This window comes from Actinomadura sp. NPDC000929, assembly GCF_040492065.1.
GTDB lineage: Bacteria > Actinomycetota > Actinomycetes > Streptosporangiales > Streptosporangiaceae > Spirillospora > Spirillospora verrucosospora.
Genome location: NZ_JBEUPA010000122.1, coordinates 1 through 20,998, shown reverse-complemented (window position 1 = coordinate 20,998; position 20,998 = coordinate 1). Strand labels below are relative to the sequence as shown.

Genomic DNA, 20,998 nt, shown 5'->3' with positions numbered 1-20,998 from the left:
TCCTCCCCCGGCCACGATCCGCGCCTGATCCTTCACCCAAAGCCACTGCGCGGGGCCCGGCCCGTCATTCATGATTGGGAGACGTGGAGACCCCGATCGCCGCCGGGCGCTACCGGATCGACAGCCACCTCGGATCCGGCGGCTTCGCCTCGGTCTGGCTGGGGCACGACCCCGACCTCGACTCCCCCGTCGCGATCAAGATCCTGGCCGGCCACTGGACCCTGCGCACCGACGTGCGGGACCGGTTCGTCCAGGAGGCGCGGCTGCTGCGCCGCGCCGACTCGCACCGGCTGGTGCAGGTCTTCGACATCGGGGAGCTGCCGGACGGCCGGCCCTACTTCGTGATGACCTACGCCGACCGCGGCACGCTGGCCGAGCGGCTCGCCGGCGGGCCGCTCCCGCCGGGCGAGGCGCTGCGCACCGCACAGGAGATCATCCGGGGCGTGCAGGAGCTGCACGACCTCGGCATCGTGCACCGCGACCTGAAGCCGTCCAACGTGCTGCTGCGGTCGGCCCCCGGCGGCGGCGAGCGCATCATGATCGCCGACCTCGGCATCGCGCGCACCGGGGAGCACCTGTCGAGGCTGACGCTGCCCGCCGGATCGCCCGGCTACATGGCGCCCGAGCAGACGCAGGTGGACGGCGCGCCGGACCGCCGCGCGGACGTCTACGGCCTGGGCGCGCTGACCCACCACCTGCTGACCGGGGAGCCGCCGGCCATGCCCCCGCGCCCGCTCGGGCAGACCCTGGCCGCGGTCCCCTCCGGGGTCGGCGCGGCCGTGATGCGCGCGCTCGATCCCGACCGTGACAGGCGCTGGGCGACGGCGGCGGACTTCGGGGAGGCGCTGGCGCGGGCCTCCGGGGAGACGCGCACCCGCGCGCTCGCGCCGAGAGGGCGCCCGCCAGGCGGGCACCGGCGCGGCCGGCGGGCGGCGGTCGCGGCGGCCGGTGCGGCCGCCGCGGTGGCCGTGGCCGCCGTCGCGTTCGCGGGGCTCCCCCACCGGGGCGACGGCGGCACTCCCCCGCAGGAGCGGAACAGGCAGTGGCTGCGGGCGGGGTCCGACGTCCCCGCCCGCTACCGCGACCTGGTCGTCCAGGCCGGGACGTGGTGCGAGCTGCGCGGGCTGAGCCCGGCGCTGATCGCGGCGATGCTGAAGGCGGAGAGCGGCTACGATCCGCACCTGTCCGACCCGGCGCACGACGAGTACGGCATCGCCCGGTGGACGCCGCACGTGCTGGCGTTCTGGCAGCCCGGCGGCCTCGACAACCCCGAGCCGAGGCCCGCCCAGATCACCCCGGAGCTGTCGATCCCCGCGATGGGCCGGTTCCTGTGCTACTGGGGGAAGGACCTCAAGAACGTGCCGGGCGACCCGGCCCTGAACCTGGCCGCCGCCTACCGCACCTCCGCCACGACGGTCGTGAAGTCGGGCGGCGTCCCGGCACGGGTCCGGCCGTACGCCGAGAAGGTGCGCTGGTACCTGAACGACTACCGGCCGCGCTGACGACGACCCGCCGCGCCGGGCGGCGGCCGCCGGTCAGCCGGCTCCGTAGACGGGTTCGGGGGCGGGGGCCTTCGCCAGGAGGTCCGTGACGACGTCGCCGACCTCCGCCGGGTCCCACCTCGCGCCCTTGTCCGCGGCGGGGCCGTGGCGGAAGGCGTCCATCACGCAGATCCTGCCGCCCTCGGCCTCGAACACCCGCCCGGTGACGTCCCGCGACTGCGCGGAGCCGAGCCAGACCACGAGCGGCGAGACGTTCTCCGGCGCCATGGCGTCGAACTCGCCCTCGGCGGGGGCGGCCATCGTCTGCGCGAAGACCTCCTCGGTCATCCGGGTGCGGGCGGCGGGCGCGATCGCGTTGACCGTCACGCCGTAGCGGGCGAGCTCGGCGGAGGCCACGAGGGTCAGCCCGACGATGCCCGCCTTGGCGGCGGAGTAGTTGCCCTGGCCGACGCTGCCGAGCAGCCCGGCGCCGGAGGAGGTGTTGACGACGCGCGCGTCCACGGCGCGGCCGGCCTTGCTCTCGGTCCGCCAGTACCGCCCGGCGTGCTTGAGCGGCAGGAAGTGGCCCTTGAGGTGCACGCGCATGACGGCGTCCCACTCGTCCTCGCCGAGGTTGACCAGCATCCGGTCGCGCAGGAACCCGGCGTTGTTGACGAGGGTGTCCAGCCGCCCGAACGCGCCGGTCGCCGCGGCGACCAGCGCGGCGGCGCCCTCGTCGGTGGCGATGTCGTCGGTGCTGGCGACCGCCCGCCCGCCGAGCGCCTCGATCTCCCGCACGACGTCGTGGGCGGGGCCCTCGGAGGCGTCGCCGGTGCCGTCGCGCGCGACGCCGAGGTCGTTGACGACGACGAGGGCGCCCTGCCGGGCGAACTCCAGCGCGTGCGCGCGGCCGAGGCCGCGTCCGGCGCCGGTGACGGCGACCACCCGGTCCTTGCAGATCATCGCGTTTCCTCCTTGTTGACGGTGGCGGCGTCCAGGAAGGCGGGGCGCTCTCCCCCGCCGTGCACCTGCATCGACGAGCCGGTCACGTAGGACGCCAGGTCGGACGCCAGGAACACGCAGGCGGCGCCGATGTCGTAGGGGTCGGCGAGGCGGCCCAGCGGGACGGTCGCCGCCACCGCGGCGACGCCGTCCTCGTCCCCGTAGTGCAGGTGCGCCAGCTCGGTGCGGACCATCCCGAGGACCAGCGTGTTGACGCGGATGTGCGGCGCCCACTCGACGGCCAGGGACTGGGTGAGGTTGTGCAGCCCCGCCTTGGCGGCGCCGTAGGCGGCGGTGCCCGGCGAGGGGCGCACCCCGCTGACGCTGCCGATGTTGATCACCGAGCCGCCCCCGGCCTCCATGATCCGCGGGCGCAGCGCGCGGGCCATGATCAGCGGGGCCGTCAGGTTCAGCTCCATGATCTTGACGTGGGTGCGCAGGGAGCCGTCGGCCACCGGCAGGTACGGGGCGCCGCCCGCGTTGTTGACGAGCACGTCCACGCGGTCGAGGCCGTCCGCGAAGGCCTGCACGGCGTCGGGGTCGCGCACGTCCAGCGAGACGAACCGCGCGGCCCGCCCTCCGGCCTCGGGCACCGCCTCCGGCTCGCGGCGGGCGACCGCGACCACGTCGGCTCCGGCCTCCAGGAAGGCGCGGCTGATCCCGGCGCCCACCCCGCGGACGCCGCCCGTCACCACGACGGTCCTGCCCTCCAGGTCGAGCGTCAGTGACATGCCGCCTCCGGTTCCGAGTACCCCGCGCCCTCCGGCTCCGATGACATTCCGCCTCCTCCGGACGGCTCTGCTACCGTCTGTTCTAACAAATGTTTGGTGGAAAGGTAGCGCATGGGAGTCTCCACCACGACCCTGGACGGGGTCGCCGAGATCGTCGTGGACGCGCCGCCGGTCAACGCCCTGACCGTCGCGGGCTGGTACGAGCTGGCCGACGCGGTGCTCGCGGCGGGCCGCGACCCCGGGGTCGGCGCCGTCGTGCTCCGCGCCGAGGGCCGGGGCTTCAACGCGGGCGTCGACATCAAGGAGATGCAGAGCACCGAGGGCCACGCCGCGCTGGTCGGCGCCAACCGCGGCTGCTTCGCGGCGTTCGCGGCCGTCTACGACTGCGAGGTCCCGGTCGTGGCGGCGGTGCACGGCTTCTGCCTCGGCGGCGGCGTCGGCCTGGCGGGCAACGCCGACATCGTGATCGCCTCGCGGGACGCCTACTTCGGGCTGCCCGAGGTCGACCGGGGCGCGCTCGGCGCCGCCACCCACCTCGCCCGGCTCGTCCCGCAGCACCTGATGCGGGCGATGGTCTACACGTGCCGCAACGTCACGGCCGAGGAGCTGCACCACCACGGCTCGGTGCTGGAGGTCGTCCCGGCCGGGGAGCTGCGCGCCAAGGCGATGGAGGTCGCCGCCGGCATCGCCGCGAAGGACCGGTACGTGATCCGGCGCGCCAAGGAGTCGCTCAACGGCATCGACCCGGTCGACGTCAGGCGCAGCTACCGCTACGAGCAGGGGTTCACGTTCGAGCTGAACCTGGTCGGCGCGGGCGACGAGCACCGCGACGCCTTCGTCGCCAAGGGGGGCCGATGAGTTCCAAGGTGATGTCCGTCGAGGAGATCGCGGGGTCGCTGGAGAGCGGCATGACGATCGGGATCGGCGGCTGGGGCTCGCGGCGCAAGCCGATGGCGCTGGTGCGGGCGATCCTGCGCTCCCCCGTCACCGACCTCACCGTCGTCGCCTACGGCGGGCCGGACGTGGGGCTGCTGTGCGCGGCGGGCAAGGTCCGCAGGCTCGTCACCGCGTTCGTGACGATGGACTCGATCCCGCTGGAGCCGCATTTCCGGCAGGCGCGCCAGTCCGGGGCCATCGAGCTGACCGAGTACGACGAGGGCATGTTCATGTTCGGGCTGTACGCGGCGGCGCACCGGCTGCCGTTCCTGCCCACCCCGGTCGGCCTCGGCTCCGACGTGATGAGGGTCAACCCGGAACTGCGGACGGTCCGGTCGCCCTACGAGGACGGGCAGGAGCTCGTCGCCGTCCCCGCTCTGCGGATGGACGCGGCGCTGGTGCACATGAACCGCGCCGACGCGCGCGGCAACGCCCAGTACCTCGGCCCCGACCCGTACATGGACGACCTGTTCGCCAAGGCGGCCGACCGGACCTACGTGTCGTGCGAGCGGCTCGTCGACACCGCCGACTTCGCCAAGGAGGGGCCGGTGCAGTCGCTGCTGATCAGCCGGTCGCAGGTGGCGGGCGTGGTGGAGACCCCGAACGGCGCGCACTTCACCGACTGCCTGCCCGACTTCGGGCGGGACGAGGCGTTCCAGAAGCTGTACGCGCGGTCGGCGGCCGATCCCGACCGGTGGGCGGCCTTCAGCGAGCGGTTCCTTTCCGGCGACGAGGCCGCCTACCAGGACGCGGTCCGGGTCTGGCGGGAGGAGGCGCGATGAGCGAGGCGACGAGGGCCGAGGTGTGCGCGGCCGCGTGCGCGGACCTGTTCCGGGGCGACGGGGAGATCGTCGCGGCCGCGGTGGCCGGGTTCGTCCCGATGCTGGGGTCCCGGCTGGCGCGCGCGACGTTCGCGCCCGACCTCCTGACCACCGACGGCGGGCCGTCGCTGAGCGCCGAGCCCGTCCCGCTCGGCGCGCAGGCCGGGACGGTCGAGGGCTGGCTGCCCTTCCGCGACCACCTGTGGCTCGTCCTGAACGGGCGGCGGCACGTGGTGATGGGGCCGAGCCAGATCGACGCGCACGGCAACACCAACATCTCGTGCATCGGCGACTGGAAGCAGCCCTCGCGGCAGCTCCTCGGCGTGCGCGGCGGGCCGGGGAACACGCTGCTGAACACGACGAGCTACTGGGTGCCGAAGCACTCGGCGCGCGTGTTCACCGAGAAGGTCGACATGGTGAGCGGCGTCGGCTGGGACCGGGGCGCGCACGAGATCCGCGCCGTGGTGACCAACCTGGCCGTGCTCGACTTCGAGACCCCCGAGAGGCGGATGCGGCTGCGCTCGGTCCACCCCGGCGTGGGCGTCGAGGACGTGGTCGCGGCCACCGGCTTCGAGCTCGCCGTCCCGGACGAGGTGCCCGAGACGCGGCTGCCGGACGCCGAGGAACTGCGGATCATGCGCGAGGTCCTCGACCCCAAGGGACTGCGCGAGCGGGAGGTCCCAGCATGAGCGAAGCGAACCGGGGGGTCGCCTCCTCGCAAGGAGCGGGCGTGAGCGGGGCGGGCGCCGGGCAGGTGCTCGACACTCCGCTGACCCGGCTGGCGGGTGTGCGGCACCCGGTCGTCCAGACGGGCATGGGATGGGTGGCCGGGCCGCGGCTCGTCACGGCCGTGGCGAACGCGGGCGGGCTCGGCGTGCTGGCGTCGGCGACGATGACGCTCGACCAGCTCGCGGACGCGATCCACGAGGTCAAGGAGCGCACGGACGCCCCGTTCGGGGTCAACCTGCGGGCCGACGCCGGGGACGCGGGCGACCGCATCGACCTGCTCATCAAGGAGGGCGTGAAGGTCGCCTCCTTCGCGCTCGCGCCCAGGCGGGAGCTGATCGCCAAGCTCAAGGACGCCGGGCTCGTGGTGATCCCGTCGGTCGGCGCGCGGCGGCACGCGGAGAAGGTCGCGGGCTGGGGGGCCGACGCCGTCCTGGTGCAGGGCGGCGAGGGCGGCGGGCACACCGGCCCCGTCGCCACCACGCTGCTGCTCCCCCAGGTCGTGGACGCCGTCGACATCCCGGTGATCGCGGCCGGCGGCTTCTTCGACGGGCGCGGCCTCGCCGCCGCGCTCGCCTACGGCGCCGCGGGCGTCGCGATGGGCACCCGGTTCCTGCTGACGTCCGACAGCTCGGTTCCGGACGCGGTCAAGCAGGTCTACCTCCGGACCGGCGAGACCGTGGTGACGCGCCAGGTGGACGGCATGCCGCACCGCGTGCTGCGCAGCGGCCTGGTCGACGCGCTGGAGGACTCCGGCCGCGTCGGCGGGCTCGTCCGGGCGCTGCGCAACGGCGCCCGGTTCAAGAAGCTGTCCGGCATGTCGTGGCGGGAGATGATCGCCGACGGGAAGGCGATGAAGCACGGCAAGGACCTGTCGTGGTCGCAGGTCCTGATGGCCGCCAACACGCCCATGCTGCTGAAGGCCGCCATGGTGGACGGCCGGCCCGACCTCGGCGTGATGGCGTCGGGGCAGGTCGTCGGCGTGATCGACGACCTGCCGGACTGCGCCGACCTGATCGGCTCCATCGTGCGGCAGGCGGCCGAGGCCATCGCCGCACAGCGCTCGTACCTGGCGGGCGACGGGGCCCGCAACGGTTAGGCCGGGCCTTCGCCCAGGCCGCGCAGCACAGCCGCCAGGCCCCCGCGGAACTCCTCGTCGGGGCCGATCCGGCGGCCGTGCCGCGCGGTCCGCGACAGATGGGGGAACGCGTCGGCGGGCAGCCCGGCGAGCACGGCGGTCCCCTCCCCCTCCAGCCCGCCCAGGTGCTCCAGCTGGATCGCGCCGACGATGTAGGCGATCAGCGCGCGGAGCGCGATCGCCGCGCGCGGGCCGGCGAAGCCCGCGTCGGCGAGGATTCCGGCGACCGTCTCGCCCCAGCAGAGCGATCCCGCCGATTCGTGCCTTCGGGTGAGCGTCAGCGGCATGATCGCGGCGTGGGCGCCGAACGCGTCCCGCAGCCGCAGGGCCATCGTCTCGATCCGCGCCTCCCACGGCCCGGCGGGCGGCGGCGCGGCGTCGACCTCGGCGTAGACCAGGTCGACGACCAGCCCTTCCAGTTCCTCGCGGTCGCGCACGTACCGGTAGAGCGCCATGGTGCTCATTCCGAGCTCCTCGGCGACGGCGCGCATGGAGAGCCCGGCGAGGCCGTCCCGGTCGATGACGGCGAGCGCGGCTCCCGCGAGCCGCTCGGTGCTGAGGGAGCGTGGTCGAGGCATGGCGCTTGACAGCGTATGACATACGCTTACTCTCGTAGGCGTACGCCATACTCCTAAAAGGACCGCCCATGCATCTGGCACCCGGTTCCCATGTCCCCGCGCGGGAGCTGACCCCGGTCTCCGGGCCGCCGGTTCCCGTCCCCGACCCCGGCCGCCTCGTCCACCTGCAGTTCCGCCGGTTCGCCGGCTGCCCGATCTGCAACCTGCACCTGCGCTCGATCGTGCTGCGGCACGGCGAGATCGAGGCCGCCGGGATCAGCGAGGTCGTGGTCTTCCACTCCACCGCGGAGGAACTGCGCGAGTACGTCGGCGACCTGCCGTTCCCCGTGGTCGGCGACCCGGCCAAGCGGCTGTACGCCGAGTTCGGCGTCGAGTCGGCGCGGCGCGCGCTGCTCGCCCCGCGCGTGTGGGGGACGGTCCTCCGCGCCGTCGCCCGCGGCACCTGGGACATCCTGCGGCGGCGCGAGCGCGCTCCCAGGCTGCTGCCCGACGGCGGCCGCTTCGGCCTGCCCGCCGACTTCCTGATCGGCTCCGACGGCAGGCTCGTCGCGGCCAAGTACGGCGAGCACGCCTACGACCAGTGGACGGTCGACGAACTGCTGGCCCTGGCCGCCCAGGCCCCGTCCCCCGGCCGGAACGCGGCGCGATGACCGCCCGCAGGCCGGGGGACGACTCCTGAAGGTCAGCCCTTGACCGCCAGGACGAGCTTGCCGGTCGTGGCGCCCGACTCGATGCGCTCGTGCGCTTCGGCGGCCTGCTCCAGCGGCAGTTCCTCGACCTGGACCCGCAGGTCGCCGGACGCGGCGGCGGCGACCGCGCGGCGCAGGGCGCGTCCGGCGTCGGCCGGCGCGACGCCCGCGAACGCCGCGAGGTTGAACCCGGACACCGTCTTGTTGGCGAACCACAGCTCGTTCGCCGACATGCCCACGTCGTCGGTGCCGGACGCGTTGCCCATCACGACCATCCGGCCCATCGGGGCGAGGGCGTCCAGGCTCGCGCGGCGGGCGGGGCCGCCCACCATGTCCACGACGATGTCGAACCCGCGCCCGCCGGTGAGGCCCGCGACCTCGCCCGGCAGCGCGTCGCGCAGGACGACGTCGTCGTAGCCGAACCCGCGCGCGGTCTCGATCTTGGCGGGGCCGCCGACCGTGCCGGCCACCCGGCCCGCGCCGAGCAGCCGGGCGGCCTGGCCGAGCTGGCTGCCGACGCCCCCGGCGGCCGCGTGCACCAGCACGGTCTCGCCCGGCTCGATGCGCGCGACCCGGTCCAGGACGAGGAAGGCGGTGGCCCCGTTGGACGGGACGGCCGCCGCGACGTCCAGCCCGAGGTCGAGGCCGTCGAGCGGCGCGACGAGGTCGGCGGAGGTGACCGCGACCTCGGCGTAGCCGCCGCTGTCCACGATCGTCAGCGCGGCGACGGGCTGGCCCCTGCGCAGCCCCTCCACGTCCGGCCCGACCGCCCGGACGTGCCCGGACACCTCGATGCCGGGGACGAACGGCAGCGGCACGTCCACGACGCCCCGGCGGTAGAGGACTTCGGCGAAGTTCGCGCCCGCGTACGCCACGTCGATGGACACCTGCCCCGGCCCGGGCTCGGGGACGGGCACCTCGGCCTGGCGCAGCACGTCCGCGCCGCCGAACTCGGGAATCGTGACGGCCCGCATCAGTAACGCCCCCCGACGGCCGCGGGGACGCCGTCCAGCTCCGCGAGGTCGGCCTCGGTGAGGTCCAGGCCGGCGGCGGCGGCGTTGTCGCGCAGGTACTTCGGCTTCTTGGTGCCGGGGATCGGGATGACGTGCTCGCCCTGCGCCAGCGTCCAGGCGATGGCGACCTGGGCCGGCGTGGCGCCGTGCCGCGCGGCGACCGCCTTGACCACCTCGACGATGCGCAGGTTGGCCTTCAGCGCCTCCTCCTGGAAGCGCGGGTTGCCGCCGCGGAAGTCGGTGTCCTCGAAGTCGGCCGCGGTGACCGTCCCGGTGAGGAAGCCGCGGCCGAGCGGCGAGAACGGCACGAACACCGCGCCGTTGGCGGCGCACCAGCCGACCACGTCGCCCGGCCCGTCCCCCGTCCCGGAGGCGTCGCCCGGCAGGGTGCCGGCCATCCCCCCGGGCGCCCCCATGGCGTCGCGGGTCCACAGCGACAGCTCCGACTGGACGGCGGCGACCGGGTGGATCGCGTGCGCCTCGGCGGCCTGCGCGACGCTGACCTCCGACAGGCCCAGCCTGCGGACCTTGCCCTCGGCGACCAGTTCGGCCATCGCGCCCCACGTGTCGGCGAGGGGCGCCCGCGGGTCGACCCGGTGCAGGTAGTAAAGGTCGATCACGTCCGTCCCGAGGCGGCGCAGGCTGTCCTCGGCGGACGCCTTCACATGCTCCGGCGTTCCGTTCCGGACGAGTTCCCGGGTGGCCGGCGACTCCACGACCAGGCCCGTCTTGGTGGCGACGACCGCCTCGTCCCGGCGCCCCGCCAGCGCCCGCCCGACGAGGGCCTCGTTGTGGCCGTCGCCGTAGGGCTGCGCGGTGTCCAGGAACGTCACGCCGAGGTCGAGCGCCTCCCGGATCAGCGCCACCGAGGCGTCGTCGTCACGCTCGGACTCGCTGTAGGCCCAGCTCATGCCCATGCACCCGAGGCCGACCGCGCCCACCGGGGTGCCCGCGAAGTCCCGCGTCCTCATGATGTCTCCTTCGTTCCTCATGAGGACGATCGTGCTGGACAGACCGGAAGGCAAACAGACTCCGCTCATCCTGGGTGTGGGACCACCACCCTGGGCGGGGCAGGTCAGCCCGCGGCGGCGAGCTCGCGGCGCGCCATCAGCCGTTCGAGGCGCTCCTGCGTGCCGGTGCCGGGGCGCGGGTTGTGCAGCACCAGGTGGTGGCCCGGACGGTCGGCGAGCGGCAGCAGCGTGCCCTCGAAGACCAGCTCCCCCGCGTCCGGGTGCCTGATGCCCTTGACCGCCTGGGCGCCCGCGCTCACCTCGTGGCGGGGCCACAGCTCGGCGAACTCGGGACTGACCGCCAGCAGGTCCTCGACGATCCGCTCGAACTCGGGGTCGTCGGGGTAGCGGGCGGCGTCGGCGCGGAACCGCGCCACGACGTCGGGCGCGGCGGCTGCCCAGTGGGTGTGCATCGACCGGTACCGGACGTTGGTGAAGTAGGTGACCAGGCAGTTGTGGTCGGTGTCGCCGTACCCGAACACCTCGCGGGCCGCGTCGTTGATCGCGACGAAGTTCCAGTGGCGGTCGCGGACGTAGGCGGGGCGCGGGGACCAGGCGTCCAGCACCCGCCGCAGTTCGGGCGTGATCGGCACGGCGGGGCCGGCCTCCGCCCGGGGCGGGTTCAGCCCCGCGAGCAGGTACAGGTGCTCGCGCTCGGCGCCGTCCAGCCGCAGGGCCCGCGCGATCGCGTCGAGGACGTCCCCGGACACCTTGATGTCGCGGCCCTGCTCCAGCCACGTGTACCAGGACACCCCGACCCCCGCGAGGACGGCGACCTCCTCGCGGCGCAGGCCCGGCGTCCTGCGCCGTCCCCCGTCGGGCATGCCGACGTCGCCGGGGGCGAGGCGGGCGCGGCGGGTGCGCAGGAAGTCGCGCAGTTCCTCCCTGCGGCGACCGGGGGCTGAGGCGGGGGTCTGACTGGCCATGCCGCCACGATATCCGCCGGCCTTCGGGGCGTCGCCGTCGGAGACCGGCGCCGGCGCGGAGGTCAGGCGACCGCGCCGGCGGAGCGCAGGGCCTCGATGGCGGCGTCGTCGCGTCCCAGCTCGCGCAGCACGGCGTCGGTGTGCTCGCCGAGCGCCGGGATCGGGTCCATGCGCGGCTCGGCGTCGGCGAACGTGATCGGCGGGAGCAGGGCCCGGATGCCGCCGACCGGCGAGCCCACCTCCCGCCACCGGTCCCGCTCGGCGAGCTGCGGGTGGGCGACGAGGCCGTGCCCGTCGTTCAGGGACGCGTTCGGCACTCCCGCCTCGTCGAGCCGTCGCAGCAGTTCCTCCCGTCCCATGCGGGACGTGACGCCCGCGACCAGCGCGTCCACCCTCTCCCGGTTGCGGACCCTTGCCCGATTCGTCGCGTATTCGGGGTCCGCCACGAGGTCGGGCCGCTCCAGCACGCCGGCGGCCAGCGCCGCCCAGCCGCGGTCGTTCTGGACGCCGATCACCACGTCCGCGCCGTCGGACGTCGGGTAGGCGTCGTACGGGGCGATCACGGGGTGGCTCAGCCGCGTGCGCGGCGGCGGGGAGCCGGTGTAGAGCGTCGTGTACATCGCCTGCCCCATCCACTCGGCGACCGCGTCGAACATCGTGATCTCGATGGACGCGCCCGCACCGGTCGCGCCGCGCCGCACGAGCGCGGCGAGCGTCCCGGAGAAGGCGTACATCCCGGCCGCGATGTCGGCCAGCGGCGAGCCCGCCTTGACGGGCGTCTCCGGCGTGCCGGTGACCGAGATCAGCCCCGCCTCGGCCTGGACCAGCATGTCGTAGGCGCGCTTGTCCCGGTACGGCCCCCGCGAGCCGTAGCCCGACATCTCGACCACGATCAGCCGGGGGTCGCGGGCGCGCAGCTCCTCGGCGCCGAACCCGAGCCGGGCGGCCGCGCCGGGCGCCAGGTTCTGCAGGAACACGTCGGCGCGCGCGACCAGGTCGGCGAGCACCGCGCGGCCCTCCTCGCGCTTGAGGTCGAGCGCGACCGATTCCTTCGACCGGTTGAGCCACGCGAAGTGCGTGCCGAGCCCACCGCGCACGCCCGTGTCGTAGGCGCGGGCGAAGTCGCCGCCGTCGACGCGCTCCACCTTGATGACGCGGGCGCCCTGGTCGGCCAGCTGCCGCGTGGCGAACGGCGCCGCGACCGCCTGCTCCAGGGCGACGACGGTGATCCCCGCGAGCGGCGGCCCGGCGGCCGCACCGGTCACCGCTCCTCCAGCAGCCGGCGGCCGATGACCATCTTCTGGATGTCGGCGGTGCCCTCGCCGATCAGCAGCATCGGGGCCTCCCGGTACAGGCGCTCGATCTCGTACTCCCTGGAGTAGGCGTAGCCGCCGTGGATGCGGAACGCGTCCTCCACGACCTCCTTGCAGTACTCGCTGGCCAGGTACTTGGCCATCCCGGCCTCCAGGTCGTTGCGCTCGCCGGAGTCCTTGCGGCGCGCCGCCATCACCATCATCTGGTGCGCCGCCTCGACCTTGGTGGCCATCTCCGCCAGGCGGAAAAGGACGGCCTGGTGCTCGGCGATCGGCTTTCCGAACGTCTCGCGCCGCCGCGCGTAGGCCAGGGCGAGCTCGTAGGCGCGGCGGGCCACGCCGCAGCCGCGCGCCGCCACGTTGACGCGGCCGACCTCGGCGCCGTCCATCATCTGGTAGAAGCCGCGTCCGGGCATCCCGCCCAGGACCTGCGCGGACGGGATCCGGTACGAGTCGAAGAGCAGCTCGGTGGTGTCGACGCCCTTGTACCCCATCTTGTCGATCTTGCCGGGGACGGTGAGGCCGGGCGCGACCTCGCCGAAACCGGGCTCCTTGTCGACCAGGAACGCGGTCATGCCGCGGTGGCCGGCGGCGGGGTCGGTCTTCACCAGCGTCGCCACCAGGTTCGCCGAACCGCCGTTGGTCAGCCACATCTTCTGGCCGTCGATCACGTAGTCGTCCCCGTCCGGGACGGCGCGGGTCCTGATGGCCGAGACGTCCGACCCGCAGCCCGGCTCCGACATCGAGAACGCGCCCCGGATCTCGCCGGTCGCCATCCTCGGCAGGTAGTGCGCCCTCTGCTCGGCGGTGCCGTGCTGGGCGATCATCCACGCGACGATGAAATGGGTGTTGACGATGCCCGACACGCTCATCCAGCCGCGCGACAGCTCCTCCACCACCAGCGCGTAGGTCAGCAGCGACTCCCCGAGCCCGCCGTGCTCCTCGGCGATGGTCAGGCCGAAGAGCCCGAGGTCCCGCATCCCGTCCACGATCGCCTGCGGGTAGGCGTCGGCGTGCTCCAGCCCGGTCGCGACGGGGAGGATCTCCTTGTCGACGAACGCCCGGACGGTCGCGATGATCTCCCGCTGCTCGTCCGTGAGCCCGTGGGTCTGCTGCAGCCTGCTCACGTCCCGGTCCTCCCTAGCGGCCCTCGAAGCGCGGCGGGCGGCGCTCGGCGAACGCGGCCCGGCCCTCGGTGAAGTCGGCGCTGGCGAACAGCGCGGTCTGCTCCTCCCGCTCCGCGTCCAGCAGGCGGTCCAGACTCTGGCCGGTCCGGGCGAGGAGGCGCTTGGCCGCGGCGACCGACAGCGGGGCGAGCGCGGCGGCCTCGGCGGCGCGTTCCAGCGCGGCGTCCAGGGCCGCGCCGGGCGGCGCCAGGGAGTCGGCCAGTCCGATCTCGTAGGCGCGCGGCGCGGGCACGGTCTGGCCGAACACCAGCATCTGCTTGGCGTGGCCCATGCCGACGCGCTGCGGGAGGGTCCAGAGCAGGCCGCCGTCCGCGACAAGGCCGACCTTGCCGAACGCGGCGACGAACCGGGCGTCCTCGGCGGCGACCACGTGGTCGCACACGGCGGCGAGGGACACGCCGAGCCCGGCGGCGGCGCCCTCGACCGCGGCGATGAACGGCGTCCCGCAGGTCGCGATGAGCCGGACGGTCTCGTGCACGGGGTCGAGCCGCGCCCGGACGGCGTCCGGTCCGGCGCCCGCCATCGAGCGGACGTCGCCGCCCGCCGAGAACGTCCCCGCCGCGCCGGTCAGCACCACGGCCCGGACGCCGGGGTCGTCCGCGGCGCGCCGCACCTCGTCCGCGAGCCGCTCGCGCATCGGGATGTCGATCGCGTTGCGGGCCTCGGGCCGGTTCAGCGTCAGCACCCGCGTCGCGCCGTGGTCGGCGGTGGCGACCACGGCGCCACGCGCCGGTTCGGAGTCCCGGTCGTCCATCAACCCTCCTGGAAATTTTTTATACGATATGCGAGCCGGGAAGCCGGGGAAAGGGTCCCGGTGGATCAGCCGGGCTGCTCGTTCCAGAAGCCCTGCGCCTCCAGGTGCACCACGAGCAGCGTCCCCGCATGCCGGATGTGGGCGCGCATCGCCTGCCGCGCCGCGTCGGCGTCCCCGGCTCGCAGCGCGGCCAGCACGAGGTGGTGGTCGTCGACCGACGCCTGCGTCCAGCCCTCGATGCTGGAGTAGAAGCGGCGCGGGGCGTACCGCACCACGAGCTGGAGCAGCCAGGACGTCTTGGGCGAGCCCGCGCACAGGTTGACGATCCGGTGGAACTGGTGGTTGGCGCGCTCGATGGCCGCGGAGTCGCGGGCCTTGGACGCCTCCTCCAGGAGCGCCTGCGTGCGGTCGAGCGACTCCAGCTCCGCCTCGGTGATCCTTCCGGCGGCGCGGGCGGCCAGCTCGCCGGCGAAGTACGCCTGCGCCTCGAACAGGTCCTGGACGTCCTGGCGGGTGAGCGGCGCCGGCATGAACCCGCGGCGCGGCTCCAGCGTGACGAAGCCCTCGCCGCGCAGCGACAGCAGGGCCTCCCGGACGGGGGTCACGCTGATCCCGAGGTCCTCGGCGATGCGCTCGAGGCGGAGGAACTCCCCGTGCCTGACCTGGCCCGACATGATGAGTTCGCGGACGTAGGCGGCCACCTCGTCGCTCAGCTGGCGGCGCCGGCCGAGGGCCCGGTCACCGGAAAGTGCCACTCTCATCGTCTCCCGTGGGCCTGGTGGTGGGTTCACATTATGGACGGGCGGCGGCCCGCCCTCCCGTTGACAGCCGCTATTTTCCTATCAAATATATGAAACACAGACCGGAGGGGGGGTGGAGCCGTGTTCACGCTCAGCGACGAGGAGCGCGCCATCGTCGAGGTCGTCGCGGACTTCGTCGACAAGGAGGTCCGCCCGGTCGCCCGCGACCTGGAGCACGCGGGAACCTACCCCGCCCACCTCATCGACCGCATGAAGCGGCTCGGCGTCTTCGGGCTCGCCGTGCCCGCACCGTACGGCGACGCCAGCGTCTCCAAGGCCTGCTACGCGCTGGTCACCGAGGAGCTGGCGCGCGGCTGGATGACGCTCGCGGGCGCGTTCGGCGGGCACACGGTCGTCTCCCACCTGCTCGCCGTGTACGGCACCGAGGAGCAGAAGGACCGCTACCTGCCCCGGATGGCGACCGGCGAGCTGCGCGCCACGATGGCGCTCACCGAGCCGTCCGGCGGCTCCGACCTCCAGGCCATGGGCACGACCGCGCGCAGGGACGGCGACCGGTACCGCGTCGACGGCGCCAAGATGTGGATCACCAACGCGCGCACGTCCGGTCTCATCGCGCTGATGTGCAAGACCGACCCGGCCGCCTCCCCCCGGTACCGGGGCATCAGCATCCTGCTGGTCGAGAAGGGCCCCGGCCTGACCGTCTCCCGTGACCTGCCGAAACTCGGTTACAAGGGCGTGGAGAGCTGCGAGCTCTCCTTCGACGGTTACGAGGCGCCGCTCGACGCCGTCCTCGGCGGCGAGGAGGGGCGCGGCTTCGCCCAGATGATGCGCGGCCTCGAAGTCGGCCGCATCCAGGTCGCCGCGCGCGCCCTCGGCGTCGGGCGCGCCGCCCTGGAGGACTCCCTGCGCTACGCCCAGCAGCGCGAGGCCTTCGGCAAGCCGATCTGGCAGCACCAGTCGATCGGCAACTACCTCGCCGACATGGCCACCCAGCTGCGGGCGGCCCGGCTGCTCACCCTCGACGCCGCCGAACGCCTGGACGCGGGCGAGCGCTGCGACATGGAGGCGGGCATGGCCAAGCTGTACGCCTCGGAGGCGGCGATGCAGATCGCGCTCAACGCGGTCCGCATCCACGGCGCGGCCGGCTACTCCACCGAGTTCGACGTCGAGCGCTACTTCCGGGACGCCCCGCTCATGATCGTCGGCGAGGGGACCAACGAGATCCAGCGCAACGTGATCGTCCGGCAGCTCGTCGAGCGGCACCGGGCGTAGGGCTGCACCGGGCTTAGGGCTGCACCGGGCTTAGGGCGGCGCCGAGCCTAGGGCGCCGCGGCCGGGTCCTCCCCCGCGCGGATCCAGTCGAACGTGCGCTCAACCGCGCGCTTCCAGTTGTCGTACTCGGCCGCCCTCCAGGCGGGCTCCATCGCCGGGACCCAGCGGGCGGCGCGGTGCCAGTTGCGGCGCAGCCCCTCCAGCCCCGCCCAGTACCCGACCGCGAGCCCGGCGGCGTAGGCGGCGCCGAGCGACACCGTCTCCACCACCATCGGCCGGGCGACCGGCACGTTCAGCACGTCGGCGACCATCTGCATGACCAGGTTGTCCGAGGTCATGCCGCCGTCGGCCTTCAGCTCCTTCAGCGAGAGGCCGGAGTCGGCGTTCATCGCGTCCACGACCTCGCGGGTCTGCCAGGCCGTCGCCTCCAGCACGGCCCGCGCCAGGTGGCCCTTGGTGATGTAGGAGGTCAGGCCGACGATGATGCCCCGTGCCTCGCTGCGCCAGTGCGGGGCGAACAGCCCGGAGAAGGCCGGGACGATGTAGCAGCCGCCGTTGTCCCCGACGGTGCGGGCCAGCGTCTCGATCTCCGGCGCCGTGCTGATCAGCCCGAGGCCGTCCCGGAACCACTGGACCAGCGCCCCGGTGATCGCGATCGAGCCCTCCAGCGCGTACACCGCGGGCTCGTCACCGATCTTGTAGCCGACGGTGGTGAGCAGCCCGTTGTCCGACCTCACCGGCGTGGTGCCGGTGTTCATCAGCAGGAACGCGCCCGTCCCGTAGGTGCACTTGGTCTCGCCCGGCGAGAAGCACGCCTGCCCGAACAGCGCGGCCTGCTGGTCGCCGAGGGCGGCGCCGACGCGCACGCCGGGGAACACGCGGCGGGCCGTCCCGTAGGTCTCGGTGGACGACCGGATCTCCGGCAGCATCGCCTTCGGCACCCCGAAGAAGTCGAGCAGGCCGTCGTCCCAGGACAGGGTGTGCAGGTCCATCAGCAGCGTGCGGCTGGCGTTGGTCACGTCGGTCACGTGGACGCCGCCGTCGACGCCGCCGCTGAGGTTCCAGATCAGCCAGCTCTCCATCGTGCCGAACAGGACCTCGCCGCGCTCGGCGCGCTCCCGCAGACCCGGCGTGTGGTCCAGCATCCAGCGCACGCGCGGGGCCGAGAAGTAGGTGGCCAGCGGCAGCCCGCTGCGCTCGGTGACCACCGTGGCGCCGGGGGCGCGGGCCAGCTCGTCCACGAGGGGGCCGGTCCGCATGTCCTGCCAGACGATGGCGCGGCCGATCGGGACGCCGGTCAGCCGGTCCCACAGGACGGTCGTCTCCCGCTGGTTCGCGATCCCGACCGCCGCGACCTGGCCGGGCGTCGCGCCCGCCTGGGCGAGCGCCTCCGGGGCGATGCGCTCAAGATTGCGCCAGATCTCCATCGGGTCGTGCTCGACCCAGCCGGGTTTCGGGAAGTGCTGCCGGTGCTCGCGCTGCGCCACCGACACCAGGCGGCCGCCGTGGTCGAACAGGATGCAGCGGGTGGACGTGGTGCCCTGGTCGATCGACATCACGTACCGTTCGGTCACGGTCGGCCCCCTCCCCCAGGACGCGCCTCCCCGCGCCGTCGCGGCGGCGTCGGGACGGACTGCGAGACGGACGGCGGGGCGTCACCAGCGCGAGCCGCCGAGGTCACGGGAGACGGCGCGGGCGGCGTCGCGCACGTAGGCCACGAGCCTCGGGTCGGGGACGCGGCGGGAGTCGCAGATCCGCTCGACCGCGCCGGAGATGCCGATGGCCCCGACGACGAGCCCGCCGTGCCCGCGGATCGGGGCCGCGATCCCGGCCTCGCCGATGGACAGCTCCTCGGCCTCGGCGGCCCAGCCGTTCTCCCGGACGCGGGAGGCGGCCCGTGCGAGCTCCTTGGGGTCGGTGACGGTGCGCCGGCAGTAGGACTCGAGGACGGTGTCGCGGATGGACGCCGCCGCGTTGGCGTCGTGCGCGAGCAGTGCCTTGCCGAGCGCGGTGGCGTGCAGCGGCAGCAGCGAGCCGACGTCCATGGCCTGGAGGGTGTCGTCCGGGCGGAACACGTGGTGGACGACCAGGACCTTCCCGTCCAGCAGCGTCCCGATCCGGACGGCCTCGCCGGTGCGCGAGGCGAGCGCGTCGGCCCAGTTGATGGCCCGGGACCGCAGCTCGTTGACGTCCAGGTAGCTGGTGCCGAGGTGCAGCAGCGCGGCGCCGAGCTGGTACTTGCCCGTGCCGCCGTCCTGCTCGACGAAGCCGACGCGCTCCAGGGTGCGCAGGATGCCGTGCGCGGTGCCCCGGGCCAGGCCCAGCGAACTGGCGATCTCGCCGACCCCGAGCCGTCCCGAGCTCGCCGCCAGCAGGCGCAGGATCGCGGCCGCCCGCTCGATCGACTGCACAGGTCCGGGCATGGAGCCGATGGTAGGTCCACCGGCGACATGCCGACAATGTCGGCAGCCGCCGCGATCATCGTCCGATGCGTCCTGAACTGCCCGGATTGTGTGATCTGGTGCACAGGGTGGAGGGTAACCGCCGCCGCGCCGGGACGAAAGTGTTCGACATTGTCGGCAGGCTCCCGTTGTCAGGCGTTCCGTCCCGGCTTACCGTCCAGCCAGCCTCACGGGGCTCGCGTCCACCCCACCTCCCGAGGAGTACCCATGGCGGAACGCACCCGAATCCCCGCACTGGCCGGCGAGCTCGCCGCCGAGTTCGCCGGCACCCTGATCCTCATCCTGTTCGGCGTCGGCGTCGTCGCCCAGGTCGCCGGAGCCGAGATCGGCGACCACGACAGCATCGCCTGGGCCTGGGGCCTCGGCGTCACGCTCGGCGTGTACGTCGCGGCCAGGATCAGCGGCGCCCACCTCAACCCCGCCGTCACCGTCGCCCTGGCCGTCTTCAAGGAGTTCTCCTGGCGCAAGACGGCACCCTACATCGCCGCGCAGACCGCGGGGGCGTTCGTCGCGGCGCTGATCGTCCGCTGGAACTACAGCGAGGTGCTGGCCAAGGTCGACCCCGGCCACACCATCAAGACCCAGGGCGTGTTCTCCACCCTGCCGGGCAACGGCACGCTGCCGGTCGGCACCTGGGGCGCGTTCCGCGACCAGGTGATCGGCACCGCCATCCTGCTCTTCGTGATCAAGGCGCTCACCGACGTGCGCAACTCCCCGCCGCTGGCGAACCTGGGCCCGTTCATGATCGGCCTGCTGGTCGTCGCGATCGGCATGGCATGGGGCACCGACGCCGGCTACGCGATCAACCCGGCCCGCGACTTCGGCCCCCGGCTCGCCTCGTTCCTCACCGGCTACGGCACCGCCTGGCGGGACCAGAACGGCGACCTGTACTTCTGGGTGCCGATCATCGGCCCGCTCATCGGCGGCGTGCTCGGCGTCGGGCTCTACAAGGTCCTGATCGGGCGGTTCCTGCCCCCCGCCGAGGAGGACCCGCAGGGGCTCACGAAGCCCGAGCCCGAGTACGAGGCGGCGTGAACCGCCCCGTCCCGTCCACCACGACTCCAGGAGAACGCGCGCATGGCTGACTTCGTCGGGGCCCTCGACCAGGGCACGACCAGCACCCGATTCATGATCTTCGATCACGGCGGCAACGAGATCGCCCGCCACCAGCTCGAACACGAGCAGATCCTGCCCCGGGCCGGCTGGGTCGAGCACGATCCCACCGAGATCTGGGAGCGGACGCGCTCGGTCATCCAGTCCGCCCTGAACAAGGCGAACCTGTCGCACGGCGACCTGGCCGCGTTCGGGATCACCAACCAGCGCGAGACGACCGTGGTGTGGAACCGGCGCACCGGCCGCCCCTACTACAACGCGATCGTCTGGCAGGACACCCGCACCGACCGCATCGCCGCGGCCCTGGAGCGGGACGGCAAGGGCGACCTCATCCGCCGCAAGGCCGGCCTCCCCCCGGCCACGTACTTCTCCGGCGGGAAGATCCAGTGGATCCTGGAGAACGTCGACGGCGTCCGCGAGGCCGCCGAGAAGGGCGACGCGATCTTCGGTACGACCGACTCGTGGGTGCTGTGGAACCTCACCGGCGGGACGGACGGCGGCGTGCACGTCACCGACCCCACCAACGCCAGCCGGACCATGCTCATGGACCTGGAGACCCTCTCCTGGGACGACGAGCTTCTGGCGCTGTTCGGGATCCCGCGCTCCATGCTGCCGGAGATCAAGCCGTCCTCGGCGCCCGACGCCTACGGCACGACCCGCGCGAACGGCCCGCTCGGCGGCGAGGTGCCCCTGACCGCAGCGCTCGGCGACCAGCAGGCGGCGACGGTCGGGCAGGTGTGCTTCGCCCCCGGCGAGGCCAAGAACACCTACGGCACCGGCAACTTCCTCCTGCTCAACACGGGAGAGGAGCTCGTCCGGTCGAAGAACGGGCTCCTGACGACCGTCTGCTACCAGTTCGGATCCGAGAAGCCGGTGTACGCGCTGGAGGGTTCGATCGCGGTGACGGGGTCGGCGGTGCAGTGGCTGCGCGACCAGCTCGGGATCATCTCCGGCGCCGCGCAGAGCGAGTCGCTGGCCCGGCAGGTCGATGACAACGGCGGCGTCTACTTCGTCCCGGCCTTCTCCGGCCTGTTCGCCCCCTACTGGAGATCCGACGCCCGCGGCGCCATCGTCGGCCTCTCGCG

21 protein-coding genes are annotated in these 20,998 nt (G+C 73.6%); 9 read left to right on the top strand and 12 right to left on the bottom strand.

Translation table 11 applies throughout. From position 1 onward, the window contains the following. Positions 1–83: 83 nt before the first annotated feature. The gene (locus ABWI04_RS31795; protein WP_353834734.1) at positions 84–1,502 is read left to right on the top strand and encodes a protein kinase domain-containing protein; all 1,419 of its coding nucleotides are present in this window, start codon (positions 84–86) and stop codon (positions 1,500–1,502) included. Between the two features lie 33 nt (positions 1,503–1,535). On the opposite strand, the gene ABWI04_RS31790 is transcribed toward ABWI04_RS31795, so the two are convergent. Beyond that, positions 1,536–2,444 carry an SDR family oxidoreductase gene (locus tag ABWI04_RS31790; RefSeq protein WP_345187404.1) on the bottom strand — a complete coding sequence of 303 codons (909 nt, stop codon included), beginning with the start codon at positions 2,442–2,444 and terminating at the stop codon, positions 1,536–1,538. Further along, positions 2,441–3,214, bottom strand: a complete 774-nt coding sequence (locus ABWI04_RS31785; protein ID WP_353834733.1) for an SDR family oxidoreductase — start codon at positions 3,212–3,214, stop codon at positions 2,441–2,443. Before ABWI04_RS31785 ends, ABWI04_RS31790 begins: the two co-directional genes overlap by 4 nt. A gap of 111 nt (positions 3,215–3,325) precedes the next feature. Between ABWI04_RS31785 and ABWI04_RS31780 the strand changes: the two genes are divergently transcribed. From ABWI04_RS31780 to ABWI04_RS31765, 4 genes are read left to right on the top strand one after another with little or no spacing between them, the layout of a single operon-like run. After that, positions 3,326–4,072: an enoyl-CoA hydratase family protein gene (locus tag ABWI04_RS31780; RefSeq protein WP_345187400.1), complete on the top strand. Its 747-nt coding sequence runs from the start codon at positions 3,326–3,328 to the stop codon at positions 4,070–4,072. After that, positions 4,069–4,932, top strand: coding sequence for a CoA transferase subunit A (locus ABWI04_RS31775; RefSeq protein WP_353834732.1), 864 nt, complete (start codon positions 4,069–4,071; stop codon positions 4,930–4,932). The genes ABWI04_RS31780 and ABWI04_RS31775 overlap by 4 nt, the downstream gene beginning before the upstream one ends. Further along, the gene (locus ABWI04_RS31770) at positions 4,929–5,660 is read left to right on the top strand and encodes a CoA-transferase subunit beta (RefSeq protein WP_353834731.1); all 732 of its coding nucleotides are present in this window, start codon (positions 4,929–4,931) and stop codon (positions 5,658–5,660) included. Before ABWI04_RS31775 ends, ABWI04_RS31770 begins: the two co-directional genes overlap by 4 nt. 41 nt (positions 5,661–5,701) lie before the next feature. Then, positions 5,702–6,796 (top strand): NAD(P)H-dependent flavin oxidoreductase, encoded by a 1,095-nt coding sequence (locus ABWI04_RS31765; protein WP_353834730.1) that lies wholly within the window; start codon positions 5,702–5,704, stop codon positions 6,794–6,796. Here the strand turns inward: ABWI04_RS31765 and ABWI04_RS31760 are convergent. Then, positions 6,793–7,413 carry a TetR/AcrR family transcriptional regulator gene (locus ABWI04_RS31760; protein WP_353834729.1) on the bottom strand — a complete coding sequence of 207 codons (621 nt, stop codon included), beginning with the start codon at positions 7,411–7,413 and terminating at the stop codon, positions 6,793–6,795. The genes ABWI04_RS31765 and ABWI04_RS31760 overlap by 4 nt on opposite strands. A gap of 68 nt (positions 7,414–7,481) precedes the next feature. Between ABWI04_RS31760 and ABWI04_RS31755 the strand changes: the two genes are divergently transcribed. Further along, complete coding sequence (locus ABWI04_RS31755) at positions 7,482–8,063, top strand: peroxiredoxin-like family protein (protein WP_353834728.1); 582 nt, start codon at positions 7,482–7,484, stop codon at positions 8,061–8,063. Between the two features lie 32 nt (positions 8,064–8,095). Here ABWI04_RS31755 and ABWI04_RS31750 read toward each other — a convergent pair whose 3' ends face one another. The 7 genes from ABWI04_RS31750 to ABWI04_RS31720 form a co-directional block, all read right to left on the bottom strand. Next, complete coding sequence (locus ABWI04_RS31750) at positions 8,096–9,076, bottom strand: quinone oxidoreductase family protein (RefSeq protein WP_353834727.1); 981 nt, start codon at positions 9,074–9,076, stop codon at positions 8,096–8,098. Continuing rightward, positions 9,076–10,086, bottom strand: coding sequence for an aldo/keto reductase (locus ABWI04_RS31745; RefSeq protein ID WP_353834726.1), 1,011 nt, complete (start codon positions 10,084–10,086; stop codon positions 9,076–9,078). Before ABWI04_RS31745 ends, ABWI04_RS31750 begins: the two co-directional genes overlap by 1 nt. 104 nt (positions 10,087–10,190) lie before the next feature. Next, complete coding sequence (locus tag ABWI04_RS31740) at positions 10,191–11,051, bottom strand: helix-turn-helix transcriptional regulator (protein WP_353834725.1); 861 nt, start codon at positions 11,049–11,051, stop codon at positions 10,191–10,193. A 62-nt stretch (positions 11,052–11,113) separates the two neighbouring features. Continuing rightward, positions 11,114–12,316, bottom strand: a complete 1,203-nt coding sequence (locus ABWI04_RS31735) for a CaiB/BaiF CoA transferase family protein (protein ID WP_353834724.1) — start codon at positions 12,314–12,316, stop codon at positions 11,114–11,116. Further along, positions 12,313–13,491, bottom strand: a complete 1,179-nt coding sequence (locus ABWI04_RS31730; protein ID WP_353834723.1) for an acyl-CoA dehydrogenase family protein — start codon at positions 13,489–13,491, stop codon at positions 12,313–12,315. Before ABWI04_RS31730 ends, ABWI04_RS31735 begins: the two co-directional genes overlap by 4 nt. A gap of 13 nt (positions 13,492–13,504) precedes the next feature. After that, complete coding sequence (locus ABWI04_RS31725; RefSeq protein WP_353834722.1) at positions 13,505–14,305, bottom strand: enoyl-CoA hydratase/isomerase family protein; 801 nt, start codon at positions 14,303–14,305, stop codon at positions 13,505–13,507. 65 nt (positions 14,306–14,370) lie between these two features. After that, positions 14,371–15,060, bottom strand: coding sequence for a GntR family transcriptional regulator (locus ABWI04_RS31720; protein WP_345187370.1), 690 nt, complete (start codon positions 15,058–15,060; stop codon positions 14,371–14,373). Between the two features lie 126 nt (positions 15,061–15,186). On the opposite strand from ABWI04_RS31720, the gene ABWI04_RS31715 reads away from it, so the two are divergent. Continuing rightward, positions 15,187–16,338, top strand: a complete 1,152-nt coding sequence (locus tag ABWI04_RS31715) for an acyl-CoA dehydrogenase family protein (RefSeq protein WP_353834721.1) — start codon at positions 15,187–15,189, stop codon at positions 16,336–16,338. Positions 16,339–16,385: 47 nt separating this feature from the next. On the opposite strand, the gene glpK (ABWI04_RS31710) is transcribed toward ABWI04_RS31715, so the two are convergent. Both glpK (ABWI04_RS31710) and ABWI04_RS31705 read right to left on the bottom strand, forming a co-directional pair. Further along, positions 16,386–17,912 (bottom strand): glycerol kinase GlpK, encoded by a 1,527-nt coding sequence (gene glpK / locus ABWI04_RS31710; RefSeq protein ID WP_353834720.1) that lies wholly within the window; start codon positions 17,910–17,912, stop codon positions 16,386–16,388. Between the two features lie 81 nt (positions 17,913–17,993). Then, on the bottom strand, positions 17,994–18,761 hold the full coding sequence (locus ABWI04_RS31705; protein WP_345187363.1) for an IclR family transcriptional regulator: 768 nt from the start codon (positions 18,759–18,761) through the stop codon (positions 17,994–17,996). A gap of 246 nt (positions 18,762–19,007) precedes the next feature. Here ABWI04_RS31705 and ABWI04_RS31700 point away from each other — a divergent pair, with 246 nt between their 5' ends. Next, the gene (locus ABWI04_RS31700; RefSeq protein WP_353834719.1) at positions 19,008–19,835 is read left to right on the top strand and encodes an MIP/aquaporin family protein; all 828 of its coding nucleotides are present in this window, start codon (positions 19,008–19,010) and stop codon (positions 19,833–19,835) included. Positions 19,836–19,877: 42 nt separating this feature from the next. Then, a partial coding sequence (gene glpK, locus ABWI04_RS31695; protein WP_353834718.1) for a glycerol kinase GlpK occupies positions 19,878–20,998 on the top strand: 1,121 nt, incomplete at its 3' end.

Excerpts from the sequence above, each read along its gene's own strand:
- ABWI04_RS31790 (WP_345187404.1), bottom strand. The coding sequence starts at position 2,444 with ATGATCTGCAAGGACCGGGTGGTCGCCGTCACCGGCGCCGGACGCGGC.
- ABWI04_RS31700 (WP_353834719.1), top strand. The coding sequence starts at position 19,008 with ATGGCGGAACGCACCCGAATCCCCGCACTGGCCGGCGAGCTCGCCGCC.
- ABWI04_RS31740 (WP_353834725.1), bottom strand. The coding sequence starts at position 11,051 with ATGGCCAGTCAGACCCCCGCCTCAGCCCCCGGTCGCCGCAGGGAGGAA.
- ABWI04_RS31755 (WP_353834728.1), top strand. The coding sequence starts at position 7,482 with ATGCATCTGGCACCCGGTTCCCATGTCCCCGCGCGGGAGCTGACCCCG.
- ABWI04_RS31775 (WP_353834732.1), top strand. The coding sequence starts at position 4,069 with ATGAGTTCCAAGGTGATGTCCGTCGAGGAGATCGCGGGGTCGCTGGAG.
- ABWI04_RS31745 (WP_353834726.1), bottom strand. The coding sequence starts at position 10,086 with ATGAGGACGCGGGACTTCGCGGGCACCCCGGTGGGCGCGGTCGGCCTC.
- ABWI04_RS31725 (WP_353834722.1), bottom strand. The coding sequence starts at position 14,305 with ATGGACGACCGGGACTCCGAACCGGCGCGTGGCGCCGTGGTCGCCACC.
- ABWI04_RS31760 (WP_353834729.1), bottom strand. The coding sequence starts at position 7,413 with ATGCCTCGACCACGCTCCCTCAGCACCGAGCGGCTCGCGGGAGCCGCG.
- ABWI04_RS31785 (WP_353834733.1), bottom strand. The coding sequence starts at position 3,214 with ATGTCACTGACGCTCGACCTGGAGGGCAGGACCGTCGTGGTGACGGGC.
- ABWI04_RS31770 (WP_353834731.1), top strand. The coding sequence starts at position 4,929 with ATGAGCGAGGCGACGAGGGCCGAGGTGTGCGCGGCCGCGTGCGCGGAC.
- ABWI04_RS31780 (WP_345187400.1), top strand. The coding sequence starts at position 3,326 with ATGGGAGTCTCCACCACGACCCTGGACGGGGTCGCCGAGATCGTCGTG.
- ABWI04_RS31750 (WP_353834727.1), bottom strand. The coding sequence starts at position 9,076 with ATGCGGGCCGTCACGATTCCCGAGTTCGGCGGCGCGGACGTGCTGCGC.
- ABWI04_RS31705 (WP_345187363.1), bottom strand. The coding sequence starts at position 18,761 with ATGCCCGGACCTGTGCAGTCGATCGAGCGGGCGGCCGCGATCCTGCGC.